We start from the raw sequence: 15,307 nt of genomic DNA on the forward strand, positions 1-15,307 counted from the left end.
TTCACTCCTCCCGGTTGACACCAGTGGCTATCTCATAGGGGACCTCGACTTCCACCAAGGTGCCCCGACCCGGGGTCGAGTACAGGGAAAGCCGACCCTCCCAAGCCTCCAACTTCTCCCGTACCAATGCCAACCCCAGGCCCCGGCCTTCTCCCTTGCTGGAGACATCCCGCTCCAGGACACTGGCCTGTCGGTCGACGGGGATGCCTTGTCCAGTATCTTCCACCTGCAACGACAGCATGGCTTCATCCAGCGACATTACCAGCCTGACACGGCGTGGCGTGTGATCATCGAAGGCCTCGAAAGCATTCTCCAACAGGTTACCGATGACAGTGACCAATGTATGTGTCAGTGCACTATCGGCGGGTGGAGGTAGCGGTGTGTCGACATCGATCTCCAGTGTGATCCCCCTCTCTCTCGCTTCGCTATGCTTGCCGAGCAGAAAGCCGGCCAACACCGGGTCGTTCAACCGCGAAGTGACGCCCTCCTCGCCCGGAGAGCGCAGTGTACTCACTTCCCCCAGGTACTGTCGCAGCGCGTCGAGATCACCGCGTCGAGCGAGCCCCAGAATCACATGAAGGCGGTTCTTGAATTCGTGGCTGGCCGCTCGCAGAGCTTCTGCATAACGTCGCACGCCGGTCAGTTCTTCGGCGAGACGTTGCACCTCACCCCGTTCACGCAGGGTCGCCAGTGCTCCAACCACCCGTGCTCCCTCCATGATCGGGACACGATTGGCGATCATCACATAGCCATTGACGTTCACTTCCCGGTCCAAGATCTGACGGCCACTGGTCAGCACCTCGACCAGCCCCGTTCCCGGCAGACAGTCATCGACCGCTTGCCCCGCCGTCGGCGGTGACACGCCAGCCCGAGTCAACAAGTGCTGGGCTGCCGGATTGATGAGTGTCAATCGACGTTGGCCATCGATAGCGAGAATCCCTTCATGGACCGAATTCAGTAGAGCGCGGTGCTCACGCACCAGGCGGGCGATCTGATCGGGTTCCAGATCAAGCAGCACGCGCTTGATGAAACGCGCCAGCAAGGTGGCAGCAAGGATACCCAGCACCATCAGGATCAACACCCCCAGAACGACACGCTGGCGATTGTCCGCCACGAGCGAAGACAACGAGTCCAGCGTCACTCCGACGGCGACGGCACCGAGGACTTCACCATCCTGATCTCGTACCGGCGCAAATCCGCGAATGCTGGTTCCCAGGGTTCCTCGCGACCGTGACGCATAGTGCTCCCCCGCCAGCGCAGCCTGTTCATCACCGCCGACAAAGGGTTCACCGATACGATTCGGCTCGGGATGGGTCAAGCGGATGCCCTGATCATCCATCACCACCATGAAATCGACGCCCAGCTCACGACGCAGACCATCGATCGACGCCTGCAACGACGCCGGCTCGCCGTTACCACGCAGTGCCCGGCGGACACTGCCGCGATCGGCCAGGCTGCGCGCCAGGTCGGTCACGCGCGTCGCCTGATCCTGCTCGGCCGTCTCGTTCAATTGCGCCGTGAACAGCCACAGTGCCATCCCCAGCGACAGGATCACCATCAATGCCGCCAGAAGAGAGATCAGAATGTTCAGTCGTAGTCGCAACGGCGTCATCTCGTCATAGGGGTGTCACCCATCGAACCGGCGAGGGTAATCAGACCAAGGTGGTATTGGCTACTCCTCGGCCTTCTGACGTCAAACCTCTGCACACTTTCAAAAATGACAAAACGGTTTAGAAACTTTGCCAATCTTGGTTACAGCGGCTCAGCGCTTATGCTCGCCGGCACGCGTTCATTCTCACACCGACCAACGGACCCACCGCTGACCATCGGTAGCGGAAGTCTGGAGGAATTGTCATGAATCATACCCTGAACCCATCTGCCGATCGGACTGGTGTCAGCCCGACCTGGCCTCGTATTGCCGGCATGCCGCTACCGGCCTTTGCCTTGATGGTCGTTATCCTGTTGATGGCCATTTACACCGACACCCTGCCAGCAGGCATGATTGGTGGACTGCTGGTCATGATGATACTCGGTGAAGCGCTGGGCTTCATCGGTGACCGACTGCCGATCGTTCGCACCTATCTGGGCGGTGGTGCCATTCTTGCCATTTTCGGCGCGGCGACGCTGATGTATTTCCCGGTCATGCCGGGGAGTGTCGAGACCACCATCACCGACTTCATGAAGGATGGCGGCTTTCTCAATTTCTATATTGCCGCTCTTATCACCGGCAGTATTCTGGGCATGGACCCCAAGGCGCTGGTACAGATCGGAACCCGCTATTTCGTGCCGATCCTCGGTGCTGTTGCCGGTGCCGTCGTGCTGGCTGCCCTGGTCGGGCTGCTGGTCGGTTTCAGTATCAGCGATGCGGTGCTGGTGATCACGCTGCCGATCCTGGGGGGAGGCATGGGCGCCGGCGCTGTCCCAATGAGCCAGGTCTATGAACAGTTGCTGGGTCAGTCGGCCGGTTACTACATTTCACTGCTGGTGCCCGCCCTGGCGCTGGGTAACGTCTTCGCCATCGTTGTTGCCAGCCTGCTGTCCAAGCTCGGCGAACGTTATCCCCATCTGACCGGGAATGGCCAGATCATGGCCGGGGTCGAGCTCGAGGAGAACCAGTCCCGGCTGGATATCGGCGCCATGGGGATCGGCGTGATGATGGCATTGAGCTTCTATGTCAGTGGACAACTGCTGGGTCAGCTCGTGCCGCTGCACCCATACGCCCTGATGATCATCCTGGTTGCCGTGTTCAAGATCAGCGGTCTGGTCCCCGACACCTTGTCGGATGCCGCCAGCCAGTGGTATGGCTTCGTCGCCCGTAACTGGACATTTGCCCTGCTGTTCGGCATCGGCGTCGCCTATACGGACCTGGGAACGGTCCTCGAGGCGCTCACGCCCACCTATGTGATGATCGTCTTCGCGGTCGTGGCCGGTGCCACCCTCGGCGCTGGCCTGCTGGGGAAAGTGGTCGGTTTCTATCCGATCGAATCGGCCATCACTGCAGGGCTCTGCATGGCCAACATGGGAGGTACCGGTGATGTAGCCGTGCTCTCCGCAGCGCGCCGCATGCAGCTGATGCCGTTCGCACAGATCTCTTCCCGCCTGGGGGGTGCCCTGATCCTTCTAATGGCAGGAACGGGTATTCCACTACTTCTCTAACCGGCCACACCACCGAGATGTCCCGAGCGGGCAGCACGCCCGCTCGGGGGCACTATCACTGGCCTGGCCGGAGCCATTACCCTTCCTCGTCATCTCCGATGTCGCGCCCGAACGCACGCCATTGTGCCAGCGTCATCACTTCGGTCATCTCGGTCTGGAGATCGTGAGCAATCAGCAATTCGCCCCGTTCGAGCTGGCGCTTCAACGTCCTCACCCAGCCATGCATCCCCTCGCCGGTATCAGTGGTGTCATAGCCCTCACGGGTGACGAAAGCCTCCAGCAGTGCATCCAGGGTGTCGGATGGCAACATGGTATGGGGCACCTCGACGAAACGCCCATTCATGACTGGCTCTCCCATTCGTTGAGACGTTGCAGAAACTCTTGCTCATCAAGGAGCTCGACACCCAGTTCCTCCGCCCTGGACTGCTTGCTTCCGGCGCCAGGACCGGCAACGACGCAGGCGGTTTTCTTCGATACACTGCCCGACACCTTGGCACCCAGTGCCTGAAGGCGGGCCTTGCCTTCATCGCGGGTCATGGATTCCAGTGTGCCGGTGAGAACCCAGGTCTGGCCTGCCAGCGGTTGAGGCCGTTCGTCGACCTCCTCCTCTTTCCACTCCACACCCAGCGCTCTCAGTTCGGCAATGGTGTCGAGATTATGCTGCTGTCGGAAGAAGGTATGGATATGACGAGCGACCACCGGTCCCACGTCCTCCACCGCCTCGAGCGCTTCCCTATCAGCCTGCATCAGCGTTTCCAGGGTGCCAAAGTGCTGTGCCAGGGTATTGGCCGTGGCCTCGCCTACTTCGCGAATGCCCAACGCATAGATGAAGCGCGGCAACGTCGTTTGCTTGGCCTTCTCCAATGCCGCGATCAAGTTTTCGGATGACTTCTTGCCCATTCGCGGCAGCTCAGCCAGCCACTCCGCTTTCAGGCGAAACAGGTCCGCCGGAGTCTGGACCCATTCGCGTTCGATCAACTGGTCGATCAGCTTCTCGCCGAGACCGTCGATATCCAGCGCCCGACGGCTGGCAAAGTGCTTCAACGCTTCCTTGCGTTGCGCCGGGCAATAGAGACCACCGGAACAACGCGCCGCCGCCTCGCCCTCGGGGCGTTCGATCTGCGAGTCGCAGACCGGACAGTGCTCGGGAAAGACGATTTCCCTGGCGTCCGAAGGGCGTTCCCCCGTCAAGACTCGAACGACCTGGGGAATCACGTCGCCTGCACGTCGAATAGTTACCTTATCGCCGATCATGACGCCCAGACGAGCGATCTCGTCCTGGTTATGCAGGGTGGCGTTGGAAACCGTGACACCTCCCACCGCGACCGGCTCCAGCCGGGCCACAGGCGTAATGGCACCGGTACGCCCGACCTGAAACTCAACGCCCCGAACCCATGTACTCTGCTCCTGCGCGGGGAATTTGTAAGCGATTGCCCAACGCGGCGCACGAGCAACGAACCCCAGCTCACGCTGCAGACGCAGATCGTCGACCTTGATCACGGCACCGTCGATATCGTAACCGAGACTGTCGCGTCGCTCTCCCAGCCAGCGGCAGTAATCGATCAACCCCTGAGTGCCCTTGACGACTTCCAGGCCAGGACTGGTGCGGAAACCATGATCTCGCAGGCGCTCCATCAACGCCGAGTGGCTGCCCGAACTCATGTCGTCATCGAGACGCGCCACCTGATAGGCGCAGAATTCCAGCGGCCGAGTTGCCGTGATGCGTGGATCGAGCTGACGCAGACTGCCCGCTGCGGCATTACGTGGATTGGCGAATACTTTGTCACCATGCTCCCGAGCCCGAGCGTTGAGGGTCTCGAATCCTTCATGACTCATGATGACTTCGCCACGCACCTCGATCAGTGCCGGTAGCGATTCACCACGCAACCGCAAAGGAATGGAGCGTAGCGTGCGCAGGTTAGTGGTAATGCCCTCGCCGGTGCGACCATCGCCGCGCGTTGCACCACTGACCAGCATCCCGTCTTCGTATACCAGCGACACCGCTGCCCCATCCAGTTTGGGTTCGCAACAGAAGGCGATTTGTTCGGCATCCCGCTCCAGCCGTTCACCCAAGCGCTTGACGAACGCCGACAGTTCCTCCTCATCGAAGGCGTTATCCAGCGACAACATGGGGACCGCGTGCTCGACTTCAGGGAAGCCATCGGCCGGTGCCGCCCCTACCCGTTGAGTCGGCGAATCCGACGTTACGAGATCGGGGTACGCGGACTCGATTTCCTGCAGGCGACGCAGCATGCGGTCATAGTCGGCATCGGGAATGGCCGGATCATCGAGGACATAATAACGATAGTTGGCGTCTTCCAGTTCACGACGCAAGCGTGCCGCTTCATCGCGCATTTCCGTGTCGGGCTGGGTCATGCTGTGCTGTCTCGGTCAGAGGAGTATGACGTCGGTCAACGATTTTTGATATTTGCCTGCAAGAAAACAACCCCGTGAGCAATTCACGGGGTTGTTATCGTCATCGATGCGTGCAGGCAACGACACTATGTCGCCTGGTAACGGTGCAGCCGGTATCGCCGCTCGAATTCCTGGACTCGTTGGCGGGCGAACTCAACGGTCTGGGCGGTCATGACGCTGTGGTTTTCATCCTTGAGCTCCCCGCCCAGATGGCGCACGACCACCATGGCCGTCTCCACCATCGCTTCGAACGATGATAGCGTGTCGCTAGCGCACGGGAGTGGCATCAACAATGTCACCCCAGGCGTGCGGAAATCATCCATCGATTGGAGAGGGAAAGTGCCCGGTTTCACCACATTGACCATCGAGAACTGCAGTTCGCTGTTGGGGTCCTCGGTCTCGAACCGGTGAAAGACACCCATATCACTGCTGTAGCGCAAGCCACATGCCAGCATCAGATCCAGCAGCGCTGCCCCGGAAAACCCCTCTTCTTCATGGGACATGACACTGATGACGATGACTTCCTCGGCATTGACCAGTGTTTCACGGGCATGGTCGGCTTTCACATCATTGCGCAGCACCCGTTCGAAGGAGGGATGCGTTGCAACACGCGATGATCCTTCACCAACATGCTCATCGTCACCGCGTGCCATGGCTGGCTCGTCGTCCCGACCGCCATCATCGCGGGACGCCATGCGGGCTTCCTCATCTGCACGGGGGCGACGCGGCACAAAGAGCGGGTCGTCATAATCCTGTGCCTCTATGGACTCACGTTCATGGCGCTCTCGTTCCGCAGCCAGACGTGCTTCCTTCTCGCGCGTTTCCTGTTCGGCCTGGGCCTGCTGCCGTCGGCTGTTCTTGCGTGCCTGCTCCTCAGCCTTGACCTGAGCCTTCTCAAGTTTCTGTTTCTTTCGCTGCTCCTTGCGTTCCGACAATCCCTTCTGGAGGGAGGCGCCGAAACGCTGCATGGAGGAGCCGACCTTGAGCGATTTCGATTTCAGGGAATCCGCCATCCCCTCCACGTCGACAAGCCGATACCGCTCGGCATCATGGTACTCATCATGATCCCCGGGGTCTGCCGCGAGTGGCATATCGGCATTCTCCGGTGGCTTGGATTCGTCGGACGAGACAGACGTCAGGGTAGGTTCACGACGCTCATCATCCGTGGGCTCAGCACTCCGGGCATGTTCCGGCTGGGCCTGATCCCGATAATGCGGTGTCTCGACTCGAGACTCACCGTCGGCGCCTATGCCTTCCTCTTTAGCCAAGGCATCTTTCGCCACGGGGTCATCATGCGTCGCTTTCGTGGCAGCCTCGGCTCGGGAATCGCTCTGCGACACGTTATCGTCGGCACGTTCAACGTGCTCCGAACCCGGCGCTCGGTTCGCCGACTCAGGCTGACTTGCCGATTGCGTGTCGCGCACGGCATCGGCAGACGGCCTTCGTGTCTGGCTGAAGGGCGCCTCGGATGATTCACTATACTGCTGCCGCCATTCCGATAGCACCCGGGAGGGACCCGGGTGATCCTGACGTTTTATCTTGGGTTTGGGCTTGACGTCATACTCTGCCGGTTTGACGACCCTCGCCCCACCATTAGGCAGCTCCCAATTGACTTCCGCTTCGCGGGCCGCCTGTTCGGGATCCACCGGTTCCTCCCCGTCCGGGTCGGCCGACGCTTTGTCGACACGGTCCAAGCGGGGTACTTTACGCTGGCGCTGAAGGCGACGTACACCATCAATAACGATGATCGTCACCAGCGCCAGCCCCAGGATGATAAGCCACTCTCGTAGTTCCATGGGTCGTCTTGCCTGTTTGCTAAGGCGCCATGCCTGTACATTGTTCGTCAACAGCATAGCGCGAATTCCAAAAAAAGGGCCACTTTTTTTGAATGTCAAGTTCCATGATTTTCTAGTGGGGAACTTTTTGCGCCCAGAGCAATCGCCCTTCGGTAGTCCCTGAACTTCATCGGTCGTCTTTCCTTGTAAACCGGTTAGGTGGGTTAATGCAAGCCTTTCATGCCTCGGCAAACTCTGCGGCTTCTTCAATACCGACCGAGACCATCCGAGATACTCCGGGTTCCTGCATGGTAACACCCATCAATCGTTCCGCGGATTCCATCGCTATCTTATTGTGGGTGATATATATGAACTGAACCGACTCGGACATCTCTTTAACCAGGTTGGCATAGCGTCCCACATTGACATCATCCAACGGCGCATCGACTTCATCGAGTAAACAAAACGGCGCCGGGTTGAGGTGAAAGATAGCAAAAACTAACGACAATGCCGTCAGTGCCTTTTCTCCCCCCGACAACAAGTGAATGGATGTATTCTTCTTGCCGGGAGGGCGTGCCATAATTGCGACACCCGTCTCCAGCAAATCATCGTCGGTCAGCGTCAACCATGCGGTTCCACCACCGAAGACCTTGGGAAAAAGTTCGCCCAGTCCGGTATTGACTCTGTCAAAGGTCTGCTTGAAACGGGTCCGGGTTTCCTGATCAATCTTGCGGATAGCCCGCTCCAATGTCTCCAGCGCTTCACTCAATTCAGCATGCTGTGCTTCCAGATAATCACGCCGTTCAGCCTGCTGATCGTATTCTTCGATAGCCGCCAGGTTGATGGCGCCGAGCCGACGAATCCTGTCACTGACGTCGTCAAGTCGACTCTGCCAGGCCGACTCGGTGGCCTCAGCCGCCATTTTACGGGCCAGTTCCTCGGCATCATGGCCCAACTCAGCGAGATGCTCATCCTGAGTATCGGCCTTCAGTGCCAGCGCCTGAACCTGCAACCGGGATTCCTGAAGCCGCTCCCGCAATCGTTCCAATTCCTGCTCGTGGCGATGACGCGACTGTTCATCCTCACGCAATTGTTCCGCCAGCGCTGCAATCCGATCACGACAGTCGTTCAACGCCCGTTCATTCTGCTCACGCTGCTCCAGTAGTTCTTCGAGCCGCTCTCGGTTATCTTCTCCCGGCTCGTTGAGCTGCTCGCGTTGCGCTTGCAATGCTTCATGCTTCTCTTCCAGCCGGGCACGTGACTGCTCGGCACGCTGCATCTGCTGGACCAGCCCCGAACGCTCGGTGGTCAGGCGCTGGTGGTCGAGTGCCAGCTGCTGGGAACGCTCCGACAACGTCCGGTGACGGTCACGCAGAGCATCAAGATGTTCCTGGGCGCCACGGCGCTCCTCGTCCGTAACCTGGCGTTGATGCGTGGTGTCATCAAGAGAGGCCATTACCGATTGCCATTGGTTGCGAGCCTCTTCGAGTTCGGCACGGCGACTTTCACGCTGTTCGGCCAGTCGCTCGAACTCGTCATCGAGCTCCCTGGCGCGTGAAGCAAGGTGGTCGAGCCGCGTCGCCAGATTACCTTCACGCAGCTGGAGTTGCTGGCGTTGCTGGTCATGTTCGAGCGACGCCTGATGGCACTGCTCCAACGCCATTTCACACTCCCGGAGTTGCTCTCGGGCCGCTTCGAGGTGGTGATCCTGCTCCTGCAGTCGAGCATCGAGCGTAGCCAGCTCCTCGGCCACCTCGTCACGGCGACGACGACTTGCCAATAGACTGTCCTTGGTTTCCGTCGAACAGCGCCGGCGGACCCAGTCACGTCCCAGCCAGAGACCGTCGGCCGTGATGACGCTTTCACCAGGATTCAGCACAGCACGCTGCTGCCATGCGTCGTCATGCGTTGCGACACAGCGGATGCCGAGCAGCAGGCTGCACGCGGCATCATTCCCACGAACGTGAGCAGCCAGGTGATCGGCCGGCGAAGAGGTCTCTCCGACATTTTCCGCCAGCAAGGGAAGCTCGCCACTATCGAGCGCTTCCAATGTATCCCGCCAGCGATCCTCGGAAACCACACGCGCGCCGATCCAGGGAGATAGCACCCAGGAGACGGCATCCTCCCACTCGGGGTCGACATCCAGACACTCCCCGAGGCGCGGTGTGGTATCGAGCCCCCGGTTGGCCAGCAACGTCTCCAGCGCCGAGTCATTGTCGGCCAGCCCCGCTTCGATCAACGCTTCCAGTGACGCCAATTCCCCTTGCAGGCGGCTACGAACCTGACGCTGCGATTCGCGAGATTGCTCGGCATCGGTGATCCGCTCCTGCAAGGTCGTGCGCTGCTGTTGCAGTTCGCGCCGCCGCTGCTCGACGCTCTCACAGGCCACCTCGGCCTCGCTCAACTGACCGGCGAGCTCTTCACGCTGAGCCCGTAGCGTCTCGACATCGGGCAAGTCACCATACTGCTGCCGACGGCGTTGTTCTTCGGCAGTGAGTTCCTCCAGTGCCTGCTCCAGGTGACGCACCCGATCCTGGGCCCGTTCGGCCTCGTGACCGGCCTGACGATGCGACTCATTGAGGGCTTCCCAGCGCTCGACCACGTCGACATGACGTGTCTCGGCCGCTTCGAGTTCGCTCTCGAGTTGTGCCAGGGCTTCGGCGGCCGCTTCCTGATCGGGGGCCAACTCGGCCAGGCGTTCATCCACCTCGGCCAGACGTTCGGCATCCGCCGCGCTCAGCTCATCGAGCTCCGCCAATTCCCGCTGGGCCGATTCCAGGTCACTGGCGAGTTGCGACTCACGTGTACGGGCATGCGCCAGCTCCTGCTCGATCCGGGTAATTGCCGTCGTGGTTTCGTAGAAGCGGGCTTGGTGTCCTTCGAGTTCCTCCGCGAGTTTGTCATGCTCGCTTCGTGCCTGTTCGAGACGTGTCTCGCACTGTCGCTGACCAAGCAGTTCTCGTTCGATCGCTGTTTCCTGCTCTCTGATACGTTGTTCCTGCTCCTGCTGTTCGGTGCGAAGACCTCGTGCGCGCAGCAAGGCGAGTTCGCCTTTCAGCCGGTGCTGCTGCTGTTGCAGTGTCTGGTAGCGCCTGGCAGCCTCGGCTTGGCGTTCGAGTCGCTCGAGTTGCTTGTCGAGTTCCTCGCGGATGTCATCGAGACGTTCCAGGTTCTCCTGGGTGCGTCGCATGCGATTCTCGGTTTCGCGACGACGCTCCTTGTACCTGGAGATTCCCGCCGCCTCTTCGAGCGTCGCGCGCAGCTCTTCGGGGCGCGCCTCGATCAGCCGGGAAATCATCCCCTGGCCGATAATGGAGTAGGAGCGGGGCCCAAGGCCGGTCCCCAGAAACAGGTCCGCGATATCGCGACGGCGACATTTCTGGCCATTGAAAAAGTAGGTCGACTGGCTATCACGAGTGACCTGTCGCTTGACGGCGATCTCGGCATACTGAGCATAGGGACCGCCCATGCTGCCATCGCGATTGTCGAAGTGAAGTTCGATAGAGGCTTGGCCGACCGGCTTGCGCGCCGTCGATCCATTGAAGATGACATCGGTCATGGCCTCGCCGCGCAATGTCTTCGCCGAGGACTCGCCCATCACCCAACGCACCGCATCGATGATATTGGATTTGCCGCAACCGTTAGGACCGACGATGGCGGTCATGTTGCCATCGAAAGGGACCGTCACCGGATCGACGAACGACTTGAAGCCTACAAGCTTGATGGATTTCAGACGCATTACTCGAATACCCGATCGATGACCACCTCAACGGGTTCATCATCGCCACTGCCAACCGGAACGGCATCGTGTTCGCCGAACAGGTCGCCCGCCTGAGGCGTGGCGTCACCGCTTGCAGAAACACGCACCATCAAGCGGACCTCCTCGGCATCGGACAGTCGGGCCTGTTCGCTCATGGCACTGGCGTCATCGAGCGTCACCGTCAGCGGCAGCTCATCGGCTCGGGCACGCATGACCGCCAGAGGGGTCCCCTCACCTTCAGGGTCACGGGCCATCACGAAAACGGTATCGTCATCGTCGACCTGATCAGCCAATGACTCATCGAGCGTTGCCCGAACCCGAACCGCCGCCCCCTCGGCCATTTCCGCCTCGATGTCACTGGCGGAGACGCCAAGACGACGCTGGGCTTCGGTAATACCTTCCCGAAGCGAGGCAGCGGCCTCGGGATTGTCATAGCCGGCAATCGCTCGACGCCAATGTTCGATGGCGTCCTCGTAGCGTCCTTCATCGAAGGCCTGGATACCCAGCATGCCGAGCACCGTGGGTTCGCGGGGATCCTCTTCCAGCACTTCGTCCACCAGTGCTCGGGTTTCCTCGGTCATGGTGCGGTCAGCCGCGAAATACTGGATCTGGGCGAGTTGGGCCAGTAGTGACGGGTGCCGACCTTCCAGTTCGATCAACCGTTGCAGGGCCTGAATCGCTTCCGATGCCTGGCCCGTTTCACGGTAAAGCGGGAACAGTGACGACCAGACATTGGGATTATCGGGCTGCGACGCCGCTTCCTCTTCCAGCGCCGAGATCATCGTGGCGGTCGAGGCATCGGGGGCATCGCGGACCTGTTGTTGGGTCGCATACAGCGACAGGTCCCCTTCACTGCCCTGCTGGTGATACCACGCGGCACTCACGATCACCATGGCAAGCATGGCGATCGGTACGATGACTCGACCCGAGGTGGCAATCTTCAAGGGGCGCCGGGCGATATCCTGCGTATCGTCCAGCAAGTTACGCTCGAGTTCGAGGCGATCCTCCTCGAAACGCGCCGCATCGATGTCACCACGATCGCGGGCGGCCTCCAGCGAGGCAAGTCGGCGACGATAGATGGCCACGTTCTGTCGGGCCGTCATATCGTCGGCTTCATAGGTCGCCTGGGTATCGCGCAGCCTGCCTGCCAACCGTAACGGTCGAACCATCAGCCACAGCGCCGGCAACAACAATAGCGCGAAAGCAAGCCAGAGTGTCGTCATTCAGTCCTCTCGCGGTCGATCAGCTCGTTGAGCCGGGCGCGTTCGTCGGCTGACAGCGCTTGCGCGGATGCCCGCCGGCGGGCTCGCACAATCAGCAGCACGACGATGGCACCGACGACAACCAGTACGGCGGGAAGTCCCCAGAGCAGGTACGTTCGCCCCTCCAGGCGAGGATTATACAGTACATAATCACCGAACCGATCGACCATGAAGTCCTGGATCTCACGATCCGATCGCCCCTCCTGGAGCAGGGCATAGACACGGTCACGCATATCTGCCGACACGGGCGAGTTGGAGTCGTCGATCGCCTGATTCTCGCACTTGGGACAGCGCAGTGAAGCCGTCAATTCACGGTATCGCTGCTCCATCACCGGGTGGCCGAATTCACGCACCTCATCGGCAACCGCCATGCCGGCCACCAATGACAGGCAAATCACCGCCAGACATCGAGATATCACTGCCATTTCTCAACCTCCGGCAGAATGGTATCGCGCACATCTTCGGGCTTGATGTAGCCGGTATGGTGATAGCGGATGATGCCATCCGCATCGACCAGGAAGGTTTCCGGTGCCCCATAGACGCCCAATTCGAACCCCAGATCCCCCTCGGGATCGAAAATGTTGACCTCAAAGGGGTTGCCGAACTCATCAAGAAACTCACGCCCCTTGTCACGCGTGTCCTTGTAATTGATACCGACCAGGCGAATGCCCCGATCAGCCAGATCGAGCAGTTGCGGCATCTCCTGCTTGCAGGTCGGACACCATTCACCCCACACGTTGACCAGCGTCACCTCACCTTCGAACAGCGATTCATCGACCCGACGATCAGGATCGTCGAGCGTCGACAATTCGAACGACGGAAAGGCATCGGACAGCCTGGCCGAGTCACGACCGAAGGGATCCATCGACAGTCCCATATAGAGGAAGATCGCCAGGCCGATGAAGCCGACCAACGGCAACGACAACAGCAGACGCCGCTTCATGCCGTGGCCTCCTGCACCGCCGATACGTCACGCTGTTGCGACTGACTCGCTCGACGGCGATAGCGACGATCCGCGACAGCCAACAACCCGCCTGAAGCCATCAATACAGCCCCCAACCATAGCCAGCGTACCATGGGCTTGTACTGAATCCGCATGGCCCAGGCACCGTCTCCCAACTCTTCACCCATCGCCACATACAGATCACGTAACGGACCTGGACGCAACGCGACCTGAGTCATCGGCATGCCTCGAGCCAGGTACAGGCGCTTCTCGGGTTCCATGACGAAGCGGCGTTCACCATCACTGCCGACCACTTCGATAACCGCGATATCGGACAGGAAGTTGGCTCCGCGGCGTTGTTTCAATTCCTGCATGGAGAAGGTGTATCCAGCAACCTCGACGCTATCCCCGGGTGACATTCGCACGTTCTCTTCGACGCTGTAATTGGACACCACCGTGACGCCGGTAATCGTTATCGCCATGCCCAGATGGCCAACCACCATTCCCCAGTAAGCCAACGATTGGCGCCGCAACCCCGTCAAGGGGGTAGCCCCCTTGCGCGCCTTGTCGATCAAGTCGCGCACCAGCGGCAGGACAATCCACAGCGCGGCGACAAGCCCCAGCGAGACCCATGGATTCCATTCCCCGCCATAGATCAAAGGCATCAGGGCAGCAATGACCAAGGCGACCAACCCCGCCAGCCAGAGCCGACGACGTAACTCGCTGCCCGCCATACGCTTCCAGCGAGCGATGGGCCCCAATCCCATGAAAACACACATCAATACCGTCAGAGGTACGAACAAGGCATTGAAGTACGGCGGCCCCACGCTGATCTTGCCGAGACCGAACGCATCGAGCAGTAGCGGATACAGCGTTCCCAGCAGCACCGTGACAGTCATGATGACAAGCAGGATGTTGTTGACCAGCAGCAACGAATCCCGTGAAACCAGCCCGAAGCCCACGGCGTGGCTCACACGCGGCGCACGGAGGGCAAACACAAGGAGAGAGAGGCCGACGGTGATGCCAAGCAGCACCAGGATGAACAGGCCGCGTGAAGGATCGTTGGCGAATGAATGCACCGACGTCAGCACGCCCGAACGCACCAGGAAGGTGCCCAGCAGCGACAACGAAAAGGTGAAGATCGCCAACAGTACCGTCCAGCTCTTGAAGCTACCCCGTTTCTCGGTCACCGCCAGGGAATGAATCAAGGCCGTTCCCGTCAGCCAGGGCAGCAACGAGGCATTCTCCACAGGGTCCCAGAACCACCAGCCTCCCCAGCCCAGTTCATAGTAGGCCCACCAGCTGCCCAGTGCGATGCCCACCGTCAGGAAGGCCCAGGCCACATTGGTCCAGGGACGCGCCCAGCGAGTCCAGGCGGAATCCAGCCGCCCCCCGAGCAGGGCCGCGATGGCAAAAGCGAACACGACCGAGAAGCCGACATAGCCCATGTAGAGCATCGGCGGATGGATGACCAGGCCGAAATCCTGTAACAGGGGATTGAGGTCGGCACCATCCTCGGGAATGTTGGGGAGTGAGCGTTCGAAGGGATTCGACGTGATCAGCACGAACAGCAGGAAACCGGCCGATACCGACCCCATCACGCCCAGCACCCGAGCAACCATGTCACGCGGCAATCCCCGCGACAAGCGGCTGACGGCAAACCCCCAGGTAGCCAGCATCAGGCTCCAGAGCAACACCGAACCTTCGTGATTGCCCCAGACAGCGCTGAACTTGTAATACCAGGGCAGCATCGAGTTGGAGTTGTCGGCCACATTCACCACGCTGAAGTCATCCAGCATGTAGCTGGCCGTCAGACATAGATAAGCCAACAGCACGAATGCAAACTGCCCCAACGCCATGGGGGCGGCATACGCCATCCACAATGGACGCCGTGTAGCGGCACCAGCAAGTGGCACGATCGCCTGGGTGACTGCCATCAATGCCGCGATGATGAGGGCAAAATGGCCGATTTCCGGAATCATCCTGGTCAGCATGG

10 protein-coding genes are annotated in these 15,307 nt (G+C 60.2%); 1 reads left to right on the top strand and 9 read right to left on the bottom strand.

The annotated features are described in order from the left end of the window. Position 1: 1 nt before the first annotated feature. Positions 2-1,612, bottom strand: a complete 1,611-nt coding sequence (locus BLW01_RS05095) for an ATP-binding protein (protein ID WP_175529774.1) — start codon at positions 1,610-1,612, stop codon at positions 2-4. A gap of 242 nt (positions 1,613-1,854) precedes the next feature. Between BLW01_RS05095 and BLW01_RS05100 the strand changes: the two genes are divergently transcribed. Beyond that, entirely contained in the window at positions 1,855-3,156 is a 1,302-nt protein-coding gene (locus BLW01_RS05100; RefSeq protein ID WP_092568407.1) for a 2-hydroxycarboxylate transporter family protein, read from the top strand. A gap of 76 nt (positions 3,157-3,232) precedes the next feature. Here the strand turns inward: BLW01_RS05100 and BLW01_RS05105 are convergent, their stop codons facing one another. The 8 genes from BLW01_RS05105 to BLW01_RS05140 form a co-directional block, all read right to left on the bottom strand. Further along, a complete protein-coding gene (locus BLW01_RS05105) occupies positions 3,233-3,499 on the bottom strand; it encodes a YheU family protein (protein WP_092568408.1) in 267 nt (88 codons plus the stop codon). Further along, a complete protein-coding gene (gene ligA, locus BLW01_RS05110; protein WP_092568409.1) occupies positions 3,496-5,532 on the bottom strand; it encodes an NAD-dependent DNA ligase LigA in 2,037 nt (678 codons plus the stop codon). Before ligA ends, BLW01_RS05105 begins: the two co-directional genes overlap by 4 nt. A gap of 125 nt (positions 5,533-5,657) precedes the next feature. Beyond that, complete coding sequence (gene zipA / locus BLW01_RS05115; protein WP_229806385.1) at positions 5,658-7,424, bottom strand: cell division protein ZipA; 1,767 nt, start codon at positions 7,422-7,424, stop codon at positions 5,658-5,660. Positions 7,425-7,584: 160 nt separating this feature from the next. Beyond that, complete coding sequence (gene smc / locus BLW01_RS05120; RefSeq protein WP_092568411.1) at positions 7,585-11,085, bottom strand: chromosome segregation protein SMC; 3,501 nt, start codon at positions 11,083-11,085, stop codon at positions 7,585-7,587. Then, positions 11,085-12,329, bottom strand: coding sequence for a c-type cytochrome biogenesis protein CcmI (ccmI, locus tag BLW01_RS05125; protein WP_092568412.1), 1,245 nt, complete (start codon positions 12,327-12,329; stop codon positions 11,085-11,087). Before ccmI ends, smc begins: the two co-directional genes overlap by 1 nt. Beyond that, positions 12,326-12,793 (bottom strand): cytochrome c-type biogenesis protein, encoded by a 468-nt coding sequence (locus BLW01_RS05130; protein WP_092568413.1) that lies wholly within the window; start codon positions 12,791-12,793, stop codon positions 12,326-12,328. The genes ccmI and BLW01_RS05130 overlap by 4 nt, the downstream gene beginning before the upstream one ends. After that, positions 12,784-13,311 (bottom strand): DsbE family thiol:disulfide interchange protein, encoded by a 528-nt coding sequence (locus tag BLW01_RS05135; RefSeq protein WP_092568414.1) that lies wholly within the window; start codon positions 13,309-13,311, stop codon positions 12,784-12,786. Before BLW01_RS05135 ends, BLW01_RS05130 begins: the two co-directional genes overlap by 10 nt. Continuing rightward, positions 13,308-15,305 (bottom strand): heme lyase CcmF/NrfE family subunit, encoded by a 1,998-nt coding sequence (locus BLW01_RS05140; protein ID WP_092568415.1) that lies wholly within the window; start codon positions 15,303-15,305, stop codon positions 13,308-13,310. Before BLW01_RS05140 ends, BLW01_RS05135 begins: the two co-directional genes overlap by 4 nt. Between the last annotated feature and the right edge of the window lie 2 nt (positions 15,306-15,307).

Origin of the sequence: Aidingimonas halophila (assembly GCF_900106955.1) — a bacterium.
In the GTDB taxonomy this organism is placed as follows: domain Bacteria; phylum Pseudomonadota; class Gammaproteobacteria; order Pseudomonadales; family Halomonadaceae; genus Aidingimonas; species Aidingimonas halophila.

What these genes read in the sequence shown, in the direction of transcription:
- BLW01_RS05140 (WP_092568415.1), bottom strand. Translation starts at nt 15,305, where the DNA reads ATGCTGACCAGGATGATTCCGGAAATCGGCCATTTTGCCCTCATCATC.
- BLW01_RS05100 (WP_092568407.1), top strand. Translation starts at nt 1,855, where the DNA reads ATGAATCATACCCTGAACCCATCTGCCGATCGGACTGGTGTCAGCCCG.
- BLW01_RS05105 (WP_092568408.1), bottom strand. Translation starts at nt 3,499, where the DNA reads ATGAATGGGCGTTTCGTCGAGGTGCCCCATACCATGTTGCCATCCGAC.
- ligA (WP_092568409.1), bottom strand. Translation starts at nt 5,532, where the DNA reads ATGACCCAGCCCGACACGGAAATGCGCGATGAAGCGGCACGCTTGCGT.
- BLW01_RS05095 (WP_175529774.1), bottom strand. Translation starts at nt 1,612, where the DNA reads ATGACGCCGTTGCGACTACGACTGAACATTCTGATCTCTCTTCTGGCG.
- zipA (WP_229806385.1), bottom strand. Translation starts at nt 7,424, where the DNA reads ATGCTGTTGACGAACAATGTACAGGCATGGCGCCTTAGCAAACAGGCA.
- ccmI (WP_092568412.1), bottom strand. Translation starts at nt 12,329, where the DNA reads ATGACGACACTCTGGCTTGCTTTCGCGCTATTGTTGTTGCCGGCGCTG.
- BLW01_RS05130 (WP_092568413.1), bottom strand. Translation starts at nt 12,793, where the DNA reads ATGGCAGTGATATCTCGATGTCTGGCGGTGATTTGCCTGTCATTGGTG.
- smc (WP_092568411.1), bottom strand. Translation starts at nt 11,085, where the DNA reads ATGCGTCTGAAATCCATCAAGCTTGTAGGCTTCAAGTCGTTCGTCGAT.
- BLW01_RS05135 (WP_092568414.1), bottom strand. Translation starts at nt 13,311, where the DNA reads ATGAAGCGGCGTCTGCTGTTGTCGTTGCCGTTGGTCGGCTTCATCGGC.